This is a genomic window from Enterobacter genomosp. S, assembly GCF_001631805.1.
Classification (GTDB): domain Bacteria; phylum Pseudomonadota; class Gammaproteobacteria; order Enterobacterales; family Enterobacteriaceae; genus Enterobacter; species Enterobacter quasihormaechei.
In genome coordinates this window covers 462,153-483,059 of record NZ_LVVA01000001.1, presented here as the reverse complement: position 1 = coordinate 483,059, position 20,907 = coordinate 462,153, and the positions used below count along the sequence as shown (strand labels likewise).

Genomic DNA, 20,907 nt, shown 5'->3' with positions numbered 1-20,907 from the left:
GTTGATTTCCTTATTTATTAACTATCCTTTCAATCATAGCGTAACGAACCGATAATGCAGTTGCTAACGCATTGAACGCTAAAGAAGGAGAGAAAGTATGCAGTTTTCAACGACCCCAACCCTGGAAGGGCAACCGATCACCGAGTACTGCGGCGTGGTCACCGGCGAGGCGATCCTTGGCGCCAACGTCTTCCGCGACTTTTTTGCCGGCATTCGCGACATCGTCGGCGGGCGCTCCGGCGCGTATGAAAAAGAGCTGCGTAAAGCGCGAGAGATTGCGTTTAAGGAGCTGGGCGAGCAGGCCAAGGCGCTGGGCGCGGATGCGGTGGTGGGCATTGATATCGACTACGAAACGGTCGGTAAAGATGCCAGCATGCTGATGGTGAGCGTAAGCGGCACGGCGGTGAAGATCCGTTGATGAAGCGTTCGCTCTCAGCCGTCCTGCTGGCGCTGCTGCTGGCAGGATGCGCCGCAGAAAAAGGCATTGTTGATATGGGCGCTTACGAGCTGGATACCCGCCATCAGGCGCAGGCGGCCTACCCGCGTATAAAGGTGCTGGTTATTCACTACACCGCAGACGATTTTGACACCTCGCTTGCAACCCTGACCGATAAAAACGTCAGCTCGCATTATCTCATCCCCGCCAGGCCCCCCGCGCCAGACGGCAAACCGCGTATCTGGCAGCTGGTGCCGGAGAGTGAGCTTGCCTGGCATGCGGGTATCAGCTTCTGGCGCGGCACCAACCGCATCAACGATACCTCCGTGGGAATTGAGCTGGAGAACCGCGGCTGGCAGAAAGTTGGAGGGGTAAAAACCTTCGTGCCTTTCGAACCGGCACAAATCGCGGCGCTGATCCCTCTCGCCAAAGACATCATTGCCCGCTACGACATCAAACCGCAGAACGTGGTGGCCCATGCCGATATTGCCCCGCAGCGTAAGGACGATCCCGGCCCGCTGTTCCCGTGGCGCGAGCTGGCGCAGCAGGGGATAGGCGCCTGGCCCGATCCGGCGCGCGTGGCGTTCTATATGAACGGGCGATCGCGTTATGAGCCGGTGGATACCGCGGCGCTGCTCGATCTGCTGGCCCGCTACGGCTACGAGGTGCCCGAAGACAGCACCCCCGCGCAGCAAAAACGCATTATCATGGCGTTCCAGATGCATTTCCGCCCGCAGCTGTGGAACGGCGTAGCCGACGTTGAATCCCTGGCTATCGCCGAAGCGCTGTTAGAAAAATACGGACAGGGGTAATTCTTCGGAATACCCCCGAATAGGTAAATTCCCCTTACTTGTCATAAGATTAATCTTAAGTACATCGTCAATTAACTTTTAGTAAATTGACTTAAAATTATCCGGATTTAAGATAGACACATAGCTTGCTAACTAAATTGGCAAATAAATATAAGCATTATTCCTTCTTTTTTTTTCTTGAGAAGATCATCAGGACTCATATTCAGGATCCGGCATCAGTCCGGGGCCATTATTAATCATTAAAATCTTAAATCGGGTATAACAATGCTAAGCATCTACGCAAAAAAATTACGACCGCAGCCTGAAATGGAAAAAATTATTGCTGCCACTTCCGGCGTTGAGGAAAAAACGCTAAAGAAATGGCAAAAAATTTCTACGGCTGATTCCGAATATATCCATATTATCGTTAGCGGAGAGGTAGAGTTTCGCCGCGAGTCTGACGAACTGTGCATGTTCACCGTAACGGGATACTGCATATTTGGCCTCTCATCAATGTACTACCAGTCCGCCCATATGTACGGCCTCGTGCGGGCCAATACCGTGGTTCGCTCAGTTAAGAAAGAGGATTTCGCCCGGCTGATGACCGAGAAAAACCTGTGGCCTGAACTGACGAAGGTGCTTTCCTGGTATATCTGCATGCTGAGCAAACGCGATGATGTTCTGGTTGCCCGCAGCGCGTATTCCGTTGTCCGCGAATTTTTATATGAAATAAACGATCTGATTGTCCAGCATCAACGCGATATCAACGTTTATGATTACATTCAGGAATACACTAACCTGGCGCGCAGCACCATTATCAAAATTCTCTCCGACCTTAAAAAAGGCCAGTATATTGTGGTGGAAAAAGGTCGTCTGCTTAATCTCACCTCACTGCCTGAAAAATATTAATGCTGCTCCCGCCGGTCTCCTGATTCATCTGACGGAGGCCGGCTATTATCGCTCTGTTTTACGCTTGCCTGTGTATTATCCTGCGTTTCGTCTACCGGCGGCGCGGGTATTTTTCCCTGCGAATAATCCTGCTCCTGTTCTTTTAACGCCTGCTTAAGTAATTCTTCCAGCGACGCATCGTTGCTGCCTGCGGTGGCAGGCGTGACGTCGCGCTCGTGCGCCTCGGTTCCCGGTAGCGTATCCCGCGACGTGTCCTGCGGCACCGCGCCGTCGGGCGCCTGCTGCCAGTCGGCATCATCGCTGTTTATGGGCAGATCCTGCATGAGCGGAACATCAGCATGCACCGGAGCAGCTTTAGGCTGCGGATGCGGGAACGGTTTGCTCACATACACATAATGCATATCCGAAAGCTGCGTTTCCGGCTTCGCCACGCTGGCTTTGAACGGTTCGGGCGTCGGGTGGCGGAGGTGCCAGTACACATGTGCATACAGGCCGGCAACCAGCATGGCGCAAAGCCCGAACGCCCATAACACCGTTTTGCCGAATACGTTTTTCAGGCTGGGGAGGCGGTACGAGAACCAGACCGCCTCTCCGGTTGAGTAACTGCGCTGGGCCGCAAGACAGATGGTCGACATTAGGCTTTTTTCTCCTGCGTTTTCGCGTTCGCGGTGGTGCGGGCGGCCTGAATCAGTACGCTCGGCGTGCTATTAGTCACGCGCATTAATTGCATCAGCGTATCTTCTCCCGGGATACCGTCCACGTGCAGTTTCATTTGTTGCTGGAACTCGCGGGTGCGTTTCATCATCTCTGCGGTCCAGATCCGGGCGTGCGTTTCCGGCTTGCTGAGCGCGAGGCTTAACTGCTGATCGAGCCAGGTCATGTCTTTACCGTCGCTGGCGGCGCCGATCGCGTCCTGGCCTTCCGGCGTCAGGCGGTGCAGCTGGGTGAAATTGCCGGTCGCATGCTGGTTAAACCAGCTGCGGCTCACCTGCCAGGTGCGGTTATTCATGAGCAGGTCAATCGACGTGTCACCGACCCGGGCGACAACCGCATAGTTAAGGTGGCCGCCGGTTTTGAGCTCGCTGACCCACGGATACCCCTCCCGCGCCAGCGCATCCGGCGAAGCGTTCCCCTGCTTACACATCAGGTTCACCTTCGCCGCGTTATGGCACAGGGCCTCTTCTGCCGAGGCGTCATACCCCCACATCAGATAAAGCTGGTGCATCGCATCCGGCTGATTCACCACTTCGTTGTCGATAACCGGCACCATGGCTGCATCAGGTTTTGGCGTCTGCTGTTTCCAGCTGACGGGGACCGGCAGCGGGATGGGAAGGTGCGCGCTGATCGACGAGGTCAGATACCAGCCGCAGGCCGCAAACAGCACCGACGCGAACAGCCCCACGGTCGCCAGGCGTTTACCCTGTTTTTTGGCGGGCAGGATCTCTCCCGCCGCCAGGCGTAAATGAAGCGGGCTGACCTGCGCCGCGCGTTCCGTCCAGGCGGCGAGCATTGACAGGTGTGCCAGAGCATTGAGCTGGCTGATGTTGCCCTTGGTCAGCGCGTGCATTTTGCGCACGCGGGCCGGCGTTAACGGCGAATTTTCACAGCCGTGTTCTTCGCACTGCGCCTGAACGTAGCTCAGGTATTCGCGGCAGGTCAGGGGGCGCAGAACGTGATGGGTGTGCATATATTCGCGCAGTTCAGGTTGCTTAATCAGGCTTTCCCGATCCGCTGCGCCCGTTAACACCACGGACAGGCGGACGTTCAGCTCCTGGGCACGCGTGAGCAGCGTACCCAGGACTTCCAGACAGCTCTCTTTCATGGCTTCGGAGTGGGCGATGGTCAGCACTCTGGATTTCGCTTTCCCCTCCTGCCACTGGCGCAGTACGGCATCCACCGCCTGCATACGGTTGCCGATCGCTTTCGTTCCCGGGTTGAGCTTGTACAGCAGGCTACTGGCACTCAATTTCGGAAACGCGTTGATGGCAAGTACGTTGCCGCTGCTGGTTTTCAGCGCATCGCTGAAGTGAGCCAAAAGCGGCGCGTCGTCGCTAAAGAGCCCGATAATGCCCGCCTGTTGGGTTTTCTCTTTCAGCAGGTTAAAGACATCCTGATGATAAGGCACCAGAAAATCCCCGGATAAACGGGCGATCGTCCTGAATGGCGGGTTTTTAAAATTAAAGTGGCTCTGATACATAACGACTTACCGTCTCTGATTAGGAATAGCAACTGCACCAGAAAGTAAGTTAATGCTCATGAGTGGTCAATTTGCAAACAGGGTAAAAATATCCTGCTGGCAGTGTCTAACATCTGGATTTTATACGGTCAATATTTTTCTTTATGAAAGTTAGCGGCAAAGTCAGTGGTCGCATTTGCAACAGCTTATTACTATTTTCATCCATATTGGCGCAGTATGACGCTGCTTATTTTTGCTTTGCTATAGGCCGGATAAAAAATGAGGTTCTCATTTCTGTCACGGTGGATAACGCCTTGTATTATGTTTGTGCTGCTGATTTTTTGCGGCCAGCAAGGGTATCTCACCTTTAAAGATTATAAAAAAGTTACGAATAAGTTGGCTAATTCTGACGAGCAGCCGCTGAAAACCTTGCGTGAGGAAAAAGTTTTCACGCTATTCACCGCGGCCGTGCGTCAGGATAACGTGCCCGCGGCGGTAAAAGCCCCGCTGGCGGCGGAAATCGAGGGCATCGTGAGCAGCGATGACGCCTGGCTCTCCTTCGCCGTCATCAAGACGCCGGGCGGTCAGAAAAGCTACCGCGAGGGCGAACCGCTCACCGGCTTTAACGACGCATTTATTCAGGAAATTAATAAAGACAATGTGGTGGTTAATTATGAAGGTGCTACGCAGGTACTGGCATTAAATAAGCCGGACTATTTTAAGGGCGGCACAGAAAGCGGCCCGGTGACCAAATCGACAAAAGATCCCGGTGCAGACAGTTTGCATCTGGATGATTATCTGGTGTTAAAGCCGTTAATAGAAAAGGGCCAGCTGGAAGGCTACAGGATCAACCCACGGAATGCCTCCTCGTTCTACAGCCAGTCTGGTCTGGAAAAAGGGGATGTGGCGGTAAAAGTTAATTCTGTCGATATGACTGACGAAGCATAAGCGAAAAGCATTATTGCTAACTGGTCGAAAATGAAAGAGGCGGAGGTCGTGGTTCGGCGTCACGCTCACCTTGAAAATATTCGGGTCAATGTTCTAAACAATTAACAAGTGTACAGACATGAAGAAATTTCCATGGGCGTGCGTGGCGCTGACCGCATTGTCGTTATATTCCAGTTCGCTGCTTGCAGCTAACTTTAGCGCGAGTTTTAAAAATACCGATATTCGCGAGTTTATCGATACGGTAGGCCGCAATCTCAACAAAACCATCCTGGTCGATCCGTCCGTCCAGGGCACCGTCTCGGTCAGAACCTACAACGTGCTGACGGAAGATGAATATTACCAGTTCTTCCTGAGCGTGCTGGACCTGTACGGTCTGTCGGTGATCCCGATGGACAACGGCATGGTCAAAGTGGTGCGCTCCAGCGTGGCGCGTACCGCCGGTGCGCCGCTGGCGGACAGCAAAAACCCGGGCAAAGGCGATGAGATCATCACCCGCGTCGTGCGGATGGAAAACGTGCCGGTGCGCGAGCTGGCCCCGCTGCTGCGCCAGCTGAACGATGCCACCGGCATCGGTAACGTGGTGCATTTTGAACCGTCCAACGTGATGCTGTTAACCGGTAAGGCCTCGGTGGTGAACCGCCTGGTGGATCTGGTGCAGCGCGTTGACAGAGAGGGCGTTCAGCGCCGCGAAATCGTGCCGCTGCGCTTTGCCTCCGCTAAAGAGCTCTCCGACATGTTGAACAACCTCAACAATGAAGAGCAGAAGGGGCAGAACGCGCCGCAGCTCGCCACCAAGGTGGTGGCAGATGACGAAACCAACAGCCTGGTGATCAGCGGTTCGGAAGATGCACGCATGCGCACCCGCTCCCTGATTCACCAGCTCGATCGCGAGCAGAATAACGAGGGGAATACCCGCGTCTTCTACCTCAAGTATGCCAGCGCCACTAAAGTGGTTCCGGTGCTGACCGGTATCGGCGAGCAGCTGAAAGACAAACCGGGTGCGGCCAAAGCGAAAACCGCGAGCGCCGCGACGGATCTGAATATTACCGCCGACGAGTCAACCAACTCGCTGGTGATCACCGCCCAGCCTAACGTGATGAACTCCCTGGAGAAGGTGATCGACAAGCTCGATATTCGCCGTCCGCAGGTGCTGGTGGAAGCGATCATTGCGGAAGTGCAGGACGGTAACGGCATGGATCTCGGCGTGCAGTGGACCGGCAAGCACGGCGGCGTGCAGTTCGGCGCCACCGGCTTACCGATTAGCCAGATCAAGAACGGCACCATGAAGGGGACGAGCTTCACCGGCCTGGCGACCGGCTTCTTTAACGGCGACTTCGGCGCCCTGGTGACCGCGCTCTCCACCGACGGCAAAAACGACATCCTCTCCACGCCGAGCGTGGTCACGCTGGATAACAAAGAAGCGTCGTTTAACGTGGGTCAGGACGTGCCGGTCCTTTCCGGCTCGCAGACCACCAGCGGCGACAACGTCTTCAACTCTGTTGAGCGCAAGACTGTGGGTACCAAGCTGAAAATTGTGCCGCAGATTAACGACGGCGACATGATCCACCTGAAGATTGAGCAGGAAGTCTCCAGCGTTGACAACAGCGCGACGGAAGACGCCAGCCTTGGCCCGACCTTTAACACCCGCACCATCAATAATGAAGTGATGGTCCACAGCGGCCAGACGGTGGTGCTCGGCGGCCTGATGGAAAACGTCACTAAGCAGTCGGTCTCTAAGGTGCCGCTGCTCGGCGATATTCCGCTGGTGGGCCAGCTGTTCCGCTACACCTCGCAGGATACGTCCAAGCGCAACCTGATGGTGTTTATTCATACCACCGTCCTGCGTGACGACGACAACTACAGCGCGGCGTCGAAGGAGAAATATGATCAGATCCGGGTGCGCCAGATGCAGCGGCTGGAAGAGAAAAAGCTCGGCATCATTGCGCCGAGCGACAATGCCGTCCTGCCCGCGTTTCCTGTCGACGCCAGCGCCGCGCCGGTGAAATCCAGCGCCACGCGCAATCCGTTCAAACACTAAGGCGGAGGGGGCAACGTGGACGAACTGAGTAAAGCGCTGTGCAGCAGTAGCTACGCAAAGGATAACGGCGTTCTGTTTTACAACAACGAGGTCTTTATCCGTGAGGACACCCCGGCGTATGCACTGCTGGAGGTGCGCCGTGTGCTGGGACGTGCGTTCGTTCCGGTCACCCTGACGCCGGAAGCCTTCGATGAGCTGCTGGCCAAAATCTGGCAGCAGAGCAGCGGCGTTTCGCAGCAGCTGGTGGACGATATGGACGCGGATATCGACCTGATGGCGCTAACCGAGGAGATCCCGGATAACGAAGATCTGCTCGATAACGACGAAAACTCGCCGGTGATCCGCCTGATCAACGCCATTCTCAGCGAGGCGGTGAAGGACGGCGCGTCGGATATTCATATCGAAACCTTCGAGCGCACGCTGAGTATTCGCTTCCGCGTCGACGGCGTATTGCGCCCGGTGCTACAGCCGGCGCGTAAGCTCGCCCCGCTGCTGGTGTCGCGCATCAAGGTAATGTCGAAGCTGGACATCGCCGAGAAGCGCCTGCCGCAGGATGGCCGTATCTCTCTGCGCATCGGCCGCAAGGCGATCGACGTGCGTGTGTCGACCATTCCGTCCCAGTACGGCGAGCGCGTGGTCATGCGCCTGCTCGATAAAAGCAACCTGAAGCCCGACATCAACAAGCTCGGGCTGATTGATGAAGAGCTGGAGAAGCTGAAGGGGCTTATCGACCGCCCGCACGGGATCATCCTCGTTACCGGCCCGACGGGTTCCGGTAAAAGTACCACCCTGTACGCCATTCTCTCGGCGCTGAACGGTCATGAACGCAACATCCTGACCGTGGAAGACCCGATTGAATACGAGCTGGAAGGGGTGGGGCAGACACAGGTTAACCCCCGCGTGGACATGACCTTTGCCCGCGGGCTGCGCGCGATTTTGCGTCAGGACCCGGACGTGGTGATGATCGGGGAAATTCGCGACGGGGAGACCGCGCAGATTGCGGTGCAGGCGTCGCTCACCGGTCACCTGGTGATGTCGACGCTGCACACCAACAGCGCAGCCGGGGCGATAACCCGCCTGCGGGATATGGGGCTGGAGTCGTTCTTAATCGGTTCATCGCTGCTCGGCGTCATTGCCCAGCGTCTGGTGCGTCGGCTGTGCACACACTGCCGGACCACCAGTCCGCTGGACGCCAATGAAAAAGCGCTGTTCAGCTTTATGGACGCGCCGCCAAAAGCGATCTACCGCGCGGTAGGCTGTGAACACTGCCGCCAGAGCGGCTATCAGGGCCGCGCCGGTATTCATGAATTTCTGGTGGTGGACAGCACCATGCGCCGCGCCATTCATGAAGATAAGGACGAAATGTCCATCGAAACGCAGCTGTTTAAGCAGGCCTACAGCCTGCGCGAAAACGGGCTGCTGAAGGTGATTAGCGGCGTGACGTCTCTGGAAGAGGTCATGCGCGTTACCGCCGAGCGTGGGGGGGATGCGTAATGGCCTTCTACGCCTGGACAGCGACGGATGCTGCCGGAAAAACCCAGCGCGGGACGCTACAGGCCGAGGGGCAAAAGCAGGTTCGCCAGACGTTGCGCGAACAAAAGCTGATGCCCGTAAGCATCACCGAAACCCGCGAGGCGGCGGCAGCCGGAAAAGCACAAACCGGGGCGAAGCTCTCCACGCCAGTGCTGTCGATGTTTACCCGCCAGCTCTCGACGCTGGTAAACGCCGCGCTGCCGCTGGAGAGCGCGCTGAAGGCCATCTCAAAGCAGACGGAAGACAAAAAGCTGGCGGCGATGGTGGTGGAGATCCGCGAGAAGGTGGTGGAAGGGCATACGCTGTTCGACGCCTTCAGCCAGTTTCCGCGCACTTTCGACAAGCTCTACTGCACGCTGGTGATGGCCGGTGAAAAAACCGGTCACCTGGGCGACGTGCTGGAAAAGCTGGCGGAGTACAACGAGCAGCGCCAGAAGATGAAAAGCAAGTTGACGCAGGCGATGGTCTACCCGATTACCCTCACCGTGGTCGCCATCGCGGTCATCAGCATTCTGCTGGTGGCAGTGGTGCCGCAGGTGATTGAGCAGTTTACCCACATGAAGCAGCAGCTGCCGATCACCACCCGCACGCTGATTGCGGTCAGTGATTTCCTGCAAGCCTGGGGCATCTATATTGCCGGCAGCCTGGCGGGGGCGTTCGTCGGCTTTAAGACCTGGGTGCGAAACGTGAAAAACCGTTTTCGCTGGCACAGCTGGCTGGTGAACGGCTCGCCGATTAAAAAGCTGGTGTGCGCCATCAACAGCGCCCGCTATATCCGTACCCTGAGCATTTTGCAGGCCAGCAGCGTGCCGCTGCTGGAGGGGATGTACATCGCGATGGACGGTATCGAAAACCTCTATGCCCGGCAGGTGCTGGAGCAGGCCGCCGACACCGTGCGCCAGGGGGCGTCGCTGTATGCCGCGCTGGAACAGGCGAAATTATTCCCGCCGACCATGCTGTATATGATTGCCTCCGGCGAAGAGAGCGGGGAATTAGGCAATTTAATGGACCGCGCGGCGGAAAACCAGGAATCGGCATTGCAGCATCGAATTACATTAACGCTGTCGGTATTTGAACCGGCGCTGGTGGTATCCATGGCGACGATTGTTTTATTCATCGTGCTGTCAATATTACAACCGCTTCTGCAACTTAATAATATGGTAGGTTAAATCATGGCTTTAAAACGTAAAAACCTGGCTCGCCAGGCGGGTTTCACCTTGCTCGAATTAATGGTGGTCATTGTTATTCTCGGCGTACTGGCGAGCATGGTGGTGCCAAACTTAATGGGCAATAAAGAAAAAGCAGATACGCAAAAAGCAACCAGCGATATTGTCGCGCTCGAAGGTTCGCTGGATATGTATAAGCTGGATAACCACCGCTACCCGACAACCGAGCAGGGTTTACAGGCGCTGGTAACCAAGCCTGAAATCGCGCCAATCCCGAACGGCTACCGTGCTGATGGCTATATCCGCCGCCTGCCGCAGGACCCGTGGGGCGGTGATTATATTCTGGTTAGCCCGGGTGAACACGGCGCGGTGGACGTTTTCTCCGCCGGTCCGGACGGCGAAGCGAATACCGCCGATGACATTACCAACTGGTCTCTGGATAAGAAAGAGAAATAATGAAAAATCAACGCGGCTTTACGTTGCTGGAAATTATTCTGGCGCTGGTGATATTTGCCAGTTGCGCCATGATGGTGGTGTCAACCATACCTTCACGCAGCGGTGCGGATATATTTGGCCAGCAATTAAAAGCCCTCGTTGATTATGGTTCAGATCGAGCGGTCATGGACGGAAATATTGTCGGGCTGGTGATGACCCCGGATAAATATCAGCTGGTGACGATCGACGATAAAAATGGCGAGCGTCACTGGGTGCCATTATCCGCCGGACGTATTACCACCAAAGGTCATTTCCCGGAAGAGATGCACGTGTCGCTCTCGCCGCAGCGCCTGGCCGCGACGGTGACGTCCGAGCCGCAGGTGATCTTTTTACCGGACGGTGAAATCAGCCGCTTTACGCTGATGCTGCAAAGTGACGACAAACAGCACCATTTCCGCGTGGTGTCGCAGGGTGCGGCACCGGTATCGGTAGAAAACGATGACTAAGGGCAACAAAAAGCAAAAGGGGATGACGCTGCTGGAGGTGATGGTTGCCCTGGTGATTTTCTCCACTGCCGCGCTGGCGCTGATGAACTCGGTCTCCCTCAACGTGCGGTTTACCCATGGTCTGGCCGATACCTTGCAGGCCAGTTGGGTGGCGGAAAACCAGCTGGCGGAAGCACAGCTCGCCAAAACCGACTTCCCGGATGCCGAGCAGCAGGGGACGGAGATGATGGGCGGGCGCAGCTGGAACTGGCGCAAGCAGCGGGTGAAAACCGCCGACAACGTCTGGGCGAATGCCATTCGCGTTTATGCGGAAGGCGACGAGAGCCAGCCGGTCATCTCCCTGCACGTCATTCCGCCGGGAGAGAGCAAGTGAAAAAAACGCGACGCCAGCGCGGGTTTACCCTGCTGGAGATCATGATTGCGCTGACCATCTTCGCGGTGATCAGCACCCTGGCCTGGCAAATTCTGGACGGCGCGATGCGTACCAGCTCGGCGACGGATGCCAGCGCCGCCGGTCTCAACCAGCTTCAGCGCGCCTGGAGTCTGATGGAGCGTGATTTTTTCCAGCTCCAGGCGCGTGCCCCGCGCAATGAGCCGGAGCTGTTTCGTCAGGAGGGTGATGCCCTTGAGCTAACCACCCTGAACAGCGTGAGCGGAACGGTTCAGCTTGAGCGCGTCCGCTGGCGGCTGGAGGAGGGGCGGCTGTATCGCGACGTCTGGCCGGTGATTGACGGTCCGGCAGACGCGAAGCCCGACGATGTGCCGATTGTCAGCGGGGTGAAAGCGTTACAGTGGCAGTTTTACCGTCAGGGCTGGCTGAAGTCCTGGCCCGACGCCACCCATCTGCCGGACGGCGTGGAGGCCACGCTGACGATGGATAACGGGGAGACCTGGCGCTGGGTGTTTACCACGCCGGGCGATATGCCGGAAGTCGCCGCTGCCGCAGCGCCTGAGAAGGCCGCCGACGCGCCGGCGGCGACCCCGGATGCTGCCCCTTTGCCGGAGGCAAAACCATGAGCCGGATCCGTCAACAAAAGGGCGTTGCCCTGCTGGTGGTGCTGATTTTGCTGGTGATGATGTCCGCCCTGGCCGCCAAAATCAGCCAGCAGTTCTGCCGAAATTTGCAGAAAACCCATTATCAGGTAAGCCAGCAGCAGCTGCGCTGGGCGATGCAGGCCCAGGAAAAAGTGATAAAGGACCGGTTGCAGACTGACGCCAGCGGTGAAAGCAAGCCGCTGGCGCTGGATGGCGACTGGCATCAGCCGCTGGAGACGCGGGGTGAAGATTACACGGTCGTAAGCCAGGTGGAAGACGCCCAGGACTGCTTTAACGTCAATAACCTGTTGACCGCCGACGTCGCACCACAGGGGCAAAGTGCGCCTGCCGTGGTGGAAAAAACACATAAAGAGCAGAGTGTCGAACAACTGCTGACGGAGAGCGGCCTTAGCCAGAGCACGGCGGAGGAGGTCTACTTCCAGCTGGTGGATTATCTCGATGGTGACAGCACAACGGTGAAAGAGGGTGCCGAAAGCGACGCGTGGGCCGGCGTTGTGCCCGCGCGACAACCGGCAAACCAGATGATGCGCAGCATTGCGGAAATCAAGCTGCTGCCGGCGTTTCCTGCTTCGGCGTACCCGAAGGTGAGTAAGCTGCTGTGCGCGCTGCCGGATGCCGCCAGCAAGGTTGACGTGAACACCCTGCAACCGGAACAGGCCGCCGTGCTGGCGGCCATGTTCCCCGGAAAACTCACGCAGGATGATGCCGTTCGCCTGCTGGATTCGCGGCCTGAATCGGGCTGGGAGAATATGGAGGCGTTCAGCAAAGCGCTGGAGCAGACCTTCCCGCAGGTAAAAGATGACCTCCCGCAGGTGGCCGATCGCTTTTCTGTAAACAGCCGGTACTTCCGCGTGAACTACAGCGGCAATACCGACGAATTAACGCTTCGCGTGGTCAGCCAGCTTCAGATTAATAACGAAGCCGGTGAGATCGTGACGTGGCAGCGCCGTTACCGAATGATTGAATAAGAAAAGTAGAACGTTATGAAACAGGTACTTTTTGTTCGTCCCGACAGCCGCGAGGGCGGGAAAATAATGTGGTGTGAGTCCGGCAGCGAGCACGTTGAGGTGCTCGACAGCCTGGAGGCGCTGGCCGATCACCCGCTGGCGGCACGCGTCTGTCTCCTGCTGCCCGCCGGCGACATGATTTTCCGCCACTTCACGCTGCCGAAAAAGGTGGCTTCTCAGGCGATGGCCTTCTCATGGATGGCGGAAGAGACGCTGATTGGCGACGTGGACACCCTCCACTGGACGGTGCTCCACAAAAAGGGGGCCGAGGTCGACGCCGTGGCCATTGACGCCGACCGCCTGCGCGCGGCACTGGCTCGCTGTCAGGAGGCCGGACTCCGCGTGATTCAGGCTCTGCCTGATGCCTGGCTGCTGCCCGTGGCGGCAGGCGGCAGCACGCTGGTCGCGCAGGATAATGGCTACTGGCTGCGCTTATCGCCCCACGTGGCGGCAGAAATGGAGGCAAGCCTGCTGCCGCTGCTGATGCAGAAAGCCGGCGAAGGCGAGGTGTGGTGCTACGGCGACGCGCCTGCAAACGTCACCGTTGATGTGCAGCATGCCTGGCAGCATCCGCTGGTGCTGATCCAGCCGCAGTGGCAAGCCTGTCGCGCGAATCTGCTTCACGGTGAGTTCAGCCTCAAGGCCAGTAACGGGCGCGTCGCGAAACGCATGAAAGCCGCATTGGCGGCGGCGGGCCTGCTGTCCGTTGGCCTGCTGCTGGGGCCGCGCATTGCGATGGCCTGGATGCTGGTGCAGCAGGAAAACCAGATACAGGAGGAGATCCTCCAGGTGTATCAGCACCATTTCCCCAGCATGCGTCACCAGACCAACATCAAATATCACTTTGGTCAGAACGTCAAAAAACAGAGCAAGGGGATTTTCCTTCAGCTGGACGAGCTGGCGGCCGCCCGGCAGTCAGTCCCTGCGCTAGAAATCGATCTGCTGGAATACGATGCGCAGCAAAACACGCTGACGCTGAGCGTCAGCGCGCAAAACCAGCCCGCGTTGCAGGCGTTTGTTAATCAGACCCGTGAGAATTTTGATTTTACCTTACAGCCTGTTTCAACCACCGAACCGTATACCGCCATGATCGCAGGGAAACATAAATGAAAGAGCGAATCGCGCAGCTGAAAACACGCTATCAGAATTACAGTGCCCGGGAGAAAGTTATTTTAAAACTCTGCATCGTTGCCCTGTTTGGGGCTGCGGTGTATTACGCAGGAGTGATCCCTTTGGATAATATGATTCAAAATAGTAAATCGACGCTTAAAAGACAAAAAGAGACGCTTAACTGGATGCGCAGTGAAATTAATAAAAATCATCTTCAGGTCCAGTTAGTCAAAACGGATAATCCACGTACGGTGGTCGAGAAAAGCGCCCATGAAATTAATCTTACACTGACGGACGTGCGCCAGGAGGGACAAACGTTATCGTTCGTGGTGAGTCGGGTAAATGTGTATGAATTAAAAAGCTGGCTGCGCGAAATTAATCAGACCTCCGGCGTCAGGTTGCAAAAAATAAACCTCACGCCGGTGGACCATCTCAGCGATGTGAAAGCGCAGGTGCAGCTCACCTGGGCTAAAAATGCATGAATACCGTCTCGCTGATCCGGGAGGCCTGTCCGGTTAGTTTCGCGATGATGAGTGCGATCCTGGGCGGGATTATGGGCAGCTTTCTTGGCGTTGTGGCCGAGCGCCTGCCGGGGATGATGATGGACGAGGAGGGGAGCGGCAATCTACTCTTTCCTGCCTCGCACTGCCCGGTGTGCCAGCACAGGCTGGCTGCATGGGAAAATATTCCTCTGGTCAGCTGGCTGTTATTACGGGGACGCTGCCACCAGTGCGGCACGACCATCCCGCTGCGGTTATTTTTGGTCGAATTTTTCTCCGCGCTGTTTTTTGGCGTCACGGCCTGGTGCATGCCGGACGTACAGGCGATGTTTTCCCTGTGGTTACTGGCGCTCTTTTTACTGCCTCTGGCGATGATCGACTGGCAGCACCAGCTTCTCCCGGACTGCCTGACCCAGCCGCTGCTGTGGGCAGGGCTCTTGCTCCATGCGTTTGATCACCGATTGCCGTTGCACGACGCGCTGTTCGGCGCGGTAGCGGGCTATCTGTCGCTCTGGCTGCTTTACTGGGCCTTTCGTTTGGTCACGGGGCGAGAAGGCCTGGGGTACGGCGATTTTAAGCTGCTGGCGGCGCTGGGCGCCTGGTGTGGCTGGCAGGCGCTGCCCACCATTGAGCTGGCGGCAGCGTTAAGCGGTATCGTCGGTTATTTCGTCCTGAATAATTTAAATAAAAATAACCACACTATTTCTTTCGGACCTTATCTCGCCTTTGCTGGAATAATCGTGTTTATCAGCCAGCAACTGGTTTCCACATTTTAAATATAGCGGTCAAGTTATTTTATAAACTTTTTTGACGGTGGAGGAGAAGGACGTCTCTTTACGCCCGGTGTATTGTAAGGGATATAAGCTAGACGGAATTTAGGCTTGTATCTTTTTATGGAGGAATACAACGCAGTAACAATCTTTTTTTCACGGCATTCAGGTTGGTTAAATACGCATTATGCGAAGCGCATCCATGATCTCAAGGAAGACATGGATTATTAACGTTACGAATAAATTTATCAGGAAATAAAAATGAAATTTATGAAGCCTAAATATCTGGCGCTTTTTGTTGCAGCCGCAACGAGCTCGGTATTTGCAGCGGCGCCGGGTACTCCGTCAATTACATCAGGCAACGATAAGTTTGCGCTGGTAGAGGTGGATCAGGCGGCACAGGACTACAACAACCTCATCAAAGTGCATAAAGATGGCGTTGACGTGAAGGTTGAGTGGAACGTGTGGAGTGGCGACGCCCCTACGTCAGCAAAAGTGCTGCTGGACGGCCAGACCGTCTGGACCGGAGCGGGCAGCACCGCCGGCTCTGCGACGTTCAAAGTGAAAAAAGGCGGACGCTATCAGGAGCAGGTCGAGCTGTGTAATGACAGCGGCTGCACCAAAAGCGCCAGCAAGCTGATCATCGTGGCGGACACCGACGGTAGCCACCTGCTGCCGCTCAACACCCCGCTGCTGGAAAACAACAAAGCGTTCGCGCAGCACACTGATAAAGTGGTTGGCGCTTACTTCCCCGAGTGGGGCGTGTACGACCGTAACTTCTCTGCGGACAAAATTCCGGTGGCGAACATCAACCACCTGCTGTACGGCTTCATTCCAATCTGCGGCGGCGACGGCATTAACGACAGCGCCAAATCCTCCGGCGCGCTGGAGTCTCTGAAGCGCGCCTGCCAGGGCCGCCAGGACTACACCGTGGCGATCCACGATCCGTGGGCGGCGTTGCAGAAACCTCAGCAGGGCGTGACCGGCTGGGATGAACCGTATAAAGGCAACTACGGTCAGCTGATGGCGATGAAAAAAGCGCATCCGGACCTGAAAATTCTGCCATCCGTAGGCGGCTGGACCCTGTCCGACCCGTTCTATCAGATGGATAACAAAGTGCTGCGTGACCGCTTCGTTGCGTCCGTTAAAGACTTCCTGACCACCTGGAAAGTGTTCGACGGCGTGGATATCGACTGGGAATTCCCGGGCGGCGGCGGTGAAAACGCCAAGCTGGGTAACCCGCAGACCGATAAAGCGACCTACACCGCGCTGATGCATGACCTGCGTCAGATGCTGAACGAGTTGTCTGCGGAAACTGGCCGTACCTACGAACTGACCACCGCAATCGGTGCAGGTAAAGATAAGATCGAAGACGTGGATTACAACACCGCGCAGCAGTACATCGACCATATCTTCCTGATGAGCTACGACTTCTACGGTGCGTGGAGTAATACCGATTTGGGTCACCAGACCGCGCTGTACGGTGCGTCCTGGAAACCAGATACCAACTACACCACCGATAACGCAGTGAAAGAGATGCTGGCGCAGGGCGTTCAGCCTGGCAAGATCGTCGTCGGTGCGGGCATGTATGGCCGCGGCTGGACCGGCGTTCACGGTTACACGGGTGACAATCCATTCACCGGTACCGCGACGGGTCCAATCAAAGGGACATGGGAAAACGGTATTGTTGACTACCGTCAGATTGTAAACCAGATGCTGGGCAAACCAGGCTGGGAATACAAATACGACGAAGCAGCAGAAGCACCGTACGTGTTCAACAAGTCTACCGGCGAGCTGGTGAGCTACGATAACGCCCGTTCCGTGAACGCGAAGGGCAAATATGTACTGAACAAAAACCTGGGCGGCCTGTTCGCATGGTCTATCGAATCTGATAACGGCGACATCCTGAACGCCATGAACGAAAGCCTGCTGGGCGGCAGCTCTACGCCTGTTGAGCCGGTTGTAACCAACCATGCGCCGGTCGCGTCTGCTACCGACATGACGGTAACGGGCCCGGCGACGGTCACGCTCGACGGTTCAGCCTCCAGCGACCAGGACGGCGATGCGCTGACCTACAAATGGACGCAGGTTTCCGGCGCTACCGTGACCCTGGCGAACAGCACCAAAGCGAAAGCCAGCTTCAGCGTACCGGCTGTGACCAGCGATCAGAACCTGGTGTTCCGCCTGACCGTGACTGACGCGAAAGGCCTGAGCAACGCGATCGACGTGCAGGTTGTGAACAAAGCGCCGAAAGCGAACCAGGCGCCGGTGATCAATGCCATGGACGCCGTGACCGTTGAAGCCGGTGAAGCGATTTCCCTGCATGCACAGGCGACCGATCCAGACGGCGACGCGCTGACTTACAGCTGGAGCGTACCGGCAGACATGAACGCAACGGGGACAAATACCGCCAACGTTCGCATTACTGCGCCAGAGGTTAACAACACCTCTTCCTATACCCTGAGCGTTGTGGTCACTGACGGCAAAACCAGCGTGCAGTCTAACGTGCAGGTAACGGTGAACCCGAAAGCGGCGCCGGCGCCGGCACCAGTGGACGAAGACACCACCCCGGCCGACGAAGGTAACGTGCCGTCTGATGAAGGGAATACCCCATCTGACGAAGGCACTACCCCGGCGGATCAGGGTACGGCAACCGGCAGCTGCGATGCGCCAGTTGACCCGGCGGCCAGCCAGCATGCGGTTTGGGAATCCAGCAAGGTCTACAACGGTGGCGACATCGTGAGCTTCGACAACCTGGTGTGGAAAGCGAAGTACTGGACTCAGGGCAACCAGCCTGGTTTCGGCGCAGAAGCGTGGGAACTGGTCAGCCAGGTGAAATTCAACTGGCGTTCCGATGTGGTCTATAACGGCGGCGAAACCACCACGTACGAGGGCAATGTTTACCGTGCGAAATGGTGGACCCGCGGTGATAACCCTGCGAACAGCGATGTATGGGTGAAAGAAGGCGCAGCACCAGACTGCAAATAATCTGACCCGATAAACGCTCACCGCGCCCGTCACGGTGCGGTGAGCGATTTAAATTCATTTTACAGGATGTGGGTAAGGAGAAATAACCGATACTGTCAGCAGGTGAAAATGAAAAAGCTCATTTTGTTATTGTTAATAATAAGCCAAAGCGCACTGGCGAACTGTTGGGATAAAGCGGCGCATTATTATCATGTCGATCCTTATTTATTGTATGCCATCGCGAATGTGGAATCTGGAATGAATCCGTATGCGGTTGGACAAAACCGCGACGGCACGCGTGATGTTGGACTGATGCAAATTAACAGCACGCATTTTACCGCGTTGGAAAGCCGGGGCATCGATGAGTATCGCTTAATGACGGAGCCGTGTACGTCCATAATGGTGGGCGCCTCGATTCTCTCCGGCATGATTAAAGTGTATGGCTATAACTGGGAGGCGGTAGGCGCCTATAACGCCGGGTTAAAAAAAGAGAATTATCCGCAGCGTATGAAATATGCCCACAAGGTCTGGGCGAAATACCAACAGCTGAAATTAGCGGCACGGTATTAACGTTTTTTATTTTTGAAGAATTCCTGAAGGTGTTCTTCGAAAAGTGAAAACAGCTGAATGTGGTTTATGTATTAACGGAATAATACATAAGCTGGGTTTTTTAACGTTTAATCTGAAATAAACAGGAATACTGAAATGAACAAAAGGACGTTACTGAGTGTACTCATTGCGGGAGCCTGCGTGGCGCCATTGATGGCCCAGGCTGCAAATCTGAAGGAAACCAGCAGTGAGCCGTACACTATGAAAGCCAGCGATCTGGCGAAGAAAGAAAAAGAATTAACCGATTTCCCGCTCATGACGTCGGTTAAGGAGACCATCAGGACGCTGGATAACGCGCAGGTCGAAATGATTGAGCCAGGCCGCACGGCGAACCCGGAAAACGTTAAGCGCGTTGAAGGGATTGTGAAAGCCAGCGACTGGGAATATCTCTTCCCGCTGCGCGCTCAAGCCTATACCTACAGCAACTTCCTGAAGGCCGTGGGTAAATTCCCGGCGCTGTGTAAGACCTACGACGACGGTCGTGACAGCGATGCCATCTGCCGCAAAGAGCTGGCCACCATGTTTGCCCACTTTGCCCAGGAAACCGGCGGCCACGAAAGCTGGCGTCCGGAAGCCGAATGGCGCCAGGCGCTGGTGCACGTGCGTGAGATGGGCTGGAGCGAAGGGCAGAAGGGCGGCTATAACGGCGAGTGTAACCCGGACGTCTGGCAGGGGCAGACCTGGCCGTGCGGTAAAGATAAAGACGGCGACTTCCTGAGCTACTTCGGCCGCGGGGCGAAGCAGCTGTCCTACAACTACAACTACGGTCCGTTCTCGGAAGCGATGTACGGCGACGTGCGTACCCTGCTCGACAAGCCTGAGCTGGTGGCGGACACCTGGCTGAACCTGGCGAGTGCGATCTTCTTCTTCGCCTACCCGCAGCCGCCAAAACCAAGCATGTTGCAGGTTATCGACGGAACGTGGCAGCCGAACGATCACGATAAAGCCAACGGCCTGGTGCCGGGCTTCGGCGTCACCACCCAGATCATTAACGGCGGCGTTGAGTGCGGCGGTCCAACCGAGATTGCCCAGTCCCAGAACCGGATTAAGTACTACAAAGAGTTCGCCAACTACCTGAAAGTACAGGTTCCGGCAAACGAAGTGCTGGGCTGCGCCAACATGAAGCAGTTCGACGAGTACGGTGCGGGCGCCCTGAAGATTTACTGGGAGCAGGACTGGGGATGGAGTGCGGATACCCCAGACGGTAAGACCTACTCTTGCCAGCTGGTGGGCTACCAGACGCCGTTCAGCGCGTTCAAAGACGGTGACTACACCAAGTGCGTGCAGAAGTTTTATAACGTCAATATCGTGAATGATGACGGCTCTGCCGACACGCCGGTGACCCCAGCGCCAACGCCAGCTCCGACGCCAGCCGAGGATGAAACGCCGGCAGAGCCTGTCGTGGCGAACCACGCGCCGGTTGCGCAGATTGCAGGTCCAATCGGTGCCGTTGAAGCGGGCGCGCAGGTTTCGCTGAGCGCGGAAGGATCTACCGACGCAGACGGCAACACGCTGACCTATACCTGGCGCGCTCAGGACGGCCAGACCGTGGCTGGCGAAGACAAAGCGGTAGTGACCTTCACTGCACCGGAGTCTGCAACGGCGCAGCAGTATGAAGTGAGCCTGACCGTCAGCGACGGCGAGCTGAGCAGCACCACGACTTACCTGCTGAACGTGAAGGCGAAAGCGTCAACGCCATCCGAAGAAGACACGTCTTACCCGGCGTGGAGCGCGAACAGCAAGTACAACGCAGGTGATATCGTGAACAACCACGGTAAGCTGTTCCAGTGCAAACCGTTCCCGTACAGCGGCTGGTGTAACAGCGCCCCGTCGTACTATGAACCGGGCGCAGGCCTGGCATGGGCTGATGCCTGGACGGCTCTGTAAAAGCAAACGGCAACCCTCGGGTTGCCGTTTTTGTGTTTGCTCTTTCCCCTCACCCTACCCTCT

The 20,907-nt window shown here is 56.4% G+C and carries 19 protein-coding genes and 1 pseudogene; 18 read left to right on the top strand and 2 right to left on the bottom strand.

Annotated features, from left to right (window positions below; genetic code table 11):
* Window positions 1–97: 97 nt before the first annotated feature.
* The 3 genes from A3466_RS02285 (at window position 98) to A3466_RS02275 (ending at window position 2,136) form a co-directional block, all read left to right on the top strand.
* On the top strand, window positions 98–418 hold the full coding sequence (locus A3466_RS02285) for a heavy metal-binding domain-containing protein (protein ID WP_063449218.1): 321 nt from the start codon (window positions 98–100) through the stop codon (window positions 416–418).
* Complete coding sequence (locus tag A3466_RS02280; RefSeq protein WP_063449217.1) at window positions 418–1,248, top strand: N-acetylmuramoyl-L-alanine amidase; 831 nt, start codon at window positions 418–420, stop codon at window positions 1,246–1,248. The genes A3466_RS02285 and A3466_RS02280 overlap by 1 nt, the downstream gene beginning before the upstream one ends.
* Window positions 1,249–1,512: 264 nt before the next feature.
* Entirely contained in the window at window positions 1,513–2,136 is a 624-nt protein-coding gene (locus A3466_RS02275; protein WP_063449216.1) for a helix-turn-helix domain-containing protein, read from the top strand.
* Here the strand turns inward: A3466_RS02275 and A3466_RS02270 are convergent.
* Both A3466_RS02270 and A3466_RS02265 read right to left on the bottom strand, forming a co-directional pair.
* Window positions 2,133–2,771, bottom strand: coding sequence for a hypothetical protein (locus A3466_RS02270; RefSeq protein WP_063449215.1), 639 nt, complete (start codon window positions 2,769–2,771; stop codon window positions 2,133–2,135). The genes A3466_RS02275 and A3466_RS02270 overlap by 4 nt on opposite strands.
* Window positions 2,771–4,333: an ExeA family protein gene (locus tag A3466_RS02265; RefSeq protein ID WP_063449214.1), complete on the bottom strand. Its 1,563-nt coding sequence runs from the start codon at window positions 4,331–4,333 to the stop codon at window positions 2,771–2,773. Before A3466_RS02265 ends, A3466_RS02270 begins: the two co-directional genes overlap by 1 nt.
* Window positions 4,334–4,633: 300 nt before the next feature.
* On the opposite strand from A3466_RS02265, the pseudogene gspC reads away from it, so the two are divergent.
* From gspC to A3466_RS02190, 15 genes and pseudogenes are all read left to right on the top strand, one after another.
* Window positions 4,634–5,365 (top strand): annotated as a pseudogene (gene gspC / locus A3466_RS02260) (type II secretion system protein GspC).
* A 13-nt stretch (window positions 5,366–5,378) separates the two neighbouring features.
* On the top strand, window positions 5,379–7,298 hold the full coding sequence (gene gspD, locus A3466_RS02255) for a type II secretion system secretin GspD (protein ID WP_063449213.1): 1,920 nt from the start codon (window positions 5,379–5,381) through the stop codon (window positions 7,296–7,298).
* A 15-nt stretch (window positions 7,299–7,313) separates the two neighbouring features.
* Entirely contained in the window at window positions 7,314–8,792 is a 1,479-nt protein-coding gene (gene gspE / locus A3466_RS02250; protein ID WP_063449212.1) for a type II secretion system ATPase GspE, read from the top strand.
* Entirely contained in the window at window positions 8,792–10,000 is a 1,209-nt protein-coding gene (gspF, locus tag A3466_RS02245; protein WP_063449211.1) for a type II secretion system inner membrane protein GspF, read from the top strand. The genes gspE and gspF overlap by 1 nt, the downstream gene beginning before the upstream one ends.
* A gap of 3 nt (window positions 10,001–10,003) precedes the next feature.
* Window positions 10,004–10,453, top strand: coding sequence for a type II secretion system major pseudopilin GspG (gspG, locus tag A3466_RS02240; RefSeq protein ID WP_028012525.1), 450 nt, complete (start codon window positions 10,004–10,006; stop codon window positions 10,451–10,453).
* Window positions 10,453–10,938, top strand: coding sequence for a type II secretion system minor pseudopilin GspH (gspH, locus tag A3466_RS02235; RefSeq protein WP_063449210.1), 486 nt, complete (start codon window positions 10,453–10,455; stop codon window positions 10,936–10,938). Before gspG ends, gspH begins: the two co-directional genes overlap by 1 nt.
* Window positions 10,931–11,311, top strand: a complete 381-nt coding sequence (gene gspI, locus A3466_RS02230) for a type II secretion system minor pseudopilin GspI (RefSeq protein WP_063449209.1) — start codon at window positions 10,931–10,933, stop codon at window positions 11,309–11,311. The genes gspH and gspI overlap by 8 nt, the downstream gene beginning before the upstream one ends.
* Window positions 11,308–11,955, top strand: coding sequence for a type II secretion system minor pseudopilin GspJ (gene gspJ / locus A3466_RS02225; RefSeq protein WP_063449208.1), 648 nt, complete (start codon window positions 11,308–11,310; stop codon window positions 11,953–11,955). The genes gspI and gspJ overlap by 4 nt, the downstream gene beginning before the upstream one ends.
* A complete protein-coding gene (gspK, locus tag A3466_RS02220; protein ID WP_063449207.1) occupies window positions 11,952–12,962 on the top strand; it encodes a type II secretion system minor pseudopilin GspK in 1,011 nt (336 codons plus the stop codon). Before gspJ ends, gspK begins: the two co-directional genes overlap by 4 nt.
* Window positions 12,963–12,977: 15 nt before the next feature.
* Window positions 12,978–14,111 carry a type II secretion system protein GspL gene (gene gspL, locus A3466_RS02215; RefSeq protein WP_063449206.1) on the top strand — a complete coding sequence of 378 codons (1,134 nt, stop codon included), beginning with the start codon at window positions 12,978–12,980 and terminating at the stop codon, window positions 14,109–14,111.
* Complete coding sequence (gene gspM / locus A3466_RS02210; RefSeq protein WP_063449205.1) at window positions 14,108–14,593, top strand: type II secretion system protein GspM; 486 nt, start codon at window positions 14,108–14,110, stop codon at window positions 14,591–14,593. Before gspL ends, gspM begins: the two co-directional genes overlap by 4 nt.
* Window positions 14,590–15,387 (top strand): prepilin peptidase, encoded by a 798-nt coding sequence (locus A3466_RS02205; RefSeq protein WP_063449204.1) that lies wholly within the window; start codon window positions 14,590–14,592, stop codon window positions 15,385–15,387. The genes gspM and A3466_RS02205 overlap by 4 nt, the downstream gene beginning before the upstream one ends.
* 255 nt (window positions 15,388–15,642) lie before the next feature.
* Window positions 15,643–18,369, top strand: a complete 2,727-nt coding sequence (locus A3466_RS02200; protein ID WP_063449203.1) for a glycosyl hydrolase family 18 protein — start codon at window positions 15,643–15,645, stop codon at window positions 18,367–18,369.
* 108 nt (window positions 18,370–18,477) lie between these two features.
* Window positions 18,478–18,918, top strand: coding sequence for a type III secretion system invasion protein IagB (gene iagB, locus A3466_RS02195; protein ID WP_063449202.1), 441 nt, complete (start codon window positions 18,478–18,480; stop codon window positions 18,916–18,918).
* A 135-nt stretch (window positions 18,919–19,053) separates the two neighbouring features.
* Window positions 19,054–20,844 carry a chitinase gene (locus A3466_RS02190; protein ID WP_063449201.1) on the top strand — a complete coding sequence of 597 codons (1,791 nt, stop codon included), beginning with the start codon at window positions 19,054–19,056 and terminating at the stop codon, window positions 20,842–20,844.
* The last annotated feature ends 63 nt before the right edge of the window (window positions 20,845–20,907 follow it).

Excerpts from the sequence above, each read along its gene's own strand:
- A3466_RS02285 (WP_063449218.1), top strand. The coding sequence starts at position 98 with ATGCAGTTTTCAACGACCCCAACCCTGGAAGGGCAACCGATCACCGAG.
- A3466_RS02280 (WP_063449217.1), top strand. The coding sequence starts at position 418 with ATGAAGCGTTCGCTCTCAGCCGTCCTGCTGGCGCTGCTGCTGGCAGGA.
- A3466_RS02275 (WP_063449216.1), top strand. The coding sequence starts at position 1,513 with ATGCTAAGCATCTACGCAAAAAAATTACGACCGCAGCCTGAAATGGAA.
- A3466_RS02270 (WP_063449215.1), bottom strand. The coding sequence starts at position 2,771 with ATGTCGACCATCTGTCTTGCGGCCCAGCGCAGTTACTCAACCGGAGAG.
- A3466_RS02265 (WP_063449214.1), bottom strand. The coding sequence starts at position 4,333 with ATGTATCAGAGCCACTTTAATTTTAAAAACCCGCCATTCAGGACGATC.
- gspD (WP_063449213.1), top strand. The coding sequence starts at position 5,379 with ATGAAGAAATTTCCATGGGCGTGCGTGGCGCTGACCGCATTGTCGTTA.
- gspF (WP_063449211.1), top strand. The coding sequence starts at position 8,792 with ATGGCCTTCTACGCCTGGACAGCGACGGATGCTGCCGGAAAAACCCAG.
- gspG (WP_028012525.1), top strand. The coding sequence starts at position 10,004 with ATGGCTTTAAAACGTAAAAACCTGGCTCGCCAGGCGGGTTTCACCTTG.
- gspH (WP_063449210.1), top strand. The coding sequence starts at position 10,453 with ATGAAAAATCAACGCGGCTTTACGTTGCTGGAAATTATTCTGGCGCTG.
- gspI (WP_063449209.1), top strand. The coding sequence starts at position 10,931 with ATGACTAAGGGCAACAAAAAGCAAAAGGGGATGACGCTGCTGGAGGTG.
- gspK (WP_063449207.1), top strand. The coding sequence starts at position 11,952 with ATGAGCCGGATCCGTCAACAAAAGGGCGTTGCCCTGCTGGTGGTGCTG.
- gspL (WP_063449206.1), top strand. The coding sequence starts at position 12,978 with ATGAAACAGGTACTTTTTGTTCGTCCCGACAGCCGCGAGGGCGGGAAA.
- gspM (WP_063449205.1), top strand. The coding sequence starts at position 14,108 with ATGAAAGAGCGAATCGCGCAGCTGAAAACACGCTATCAGAATTACAGT.
- A3466_RS02205 (WP_063449204.1), top strand. The coding sequence starts at position 14,590 with ATGAATACCGTCTCGCTGATCCGGGAGGCCTGTCCGGTTAGTTTCGCG.
- A3466_RS02200 (WP_063449203.1), top strand. The coding sequence starts at position 15,643 with ATGAAATTTATGAAGCCTAAATATCTGGCGCTTTTTGTTGCAGCCGCA.
- iagB (WP_063449202.1), top strand. The coding sequence starts at position 18,478 with ATGAAAAAGCTCATTTTGTTATTGTTAATAATAAGCCAAAGCGCACTG.
- A3466_RS02190 (WP_063449201.1), top strand. The coding sequence starts at position 19,054 with ATGAACAAAAGGACGTTACTGAGTGTACTCATTGCGGGAGCCTGCGTG.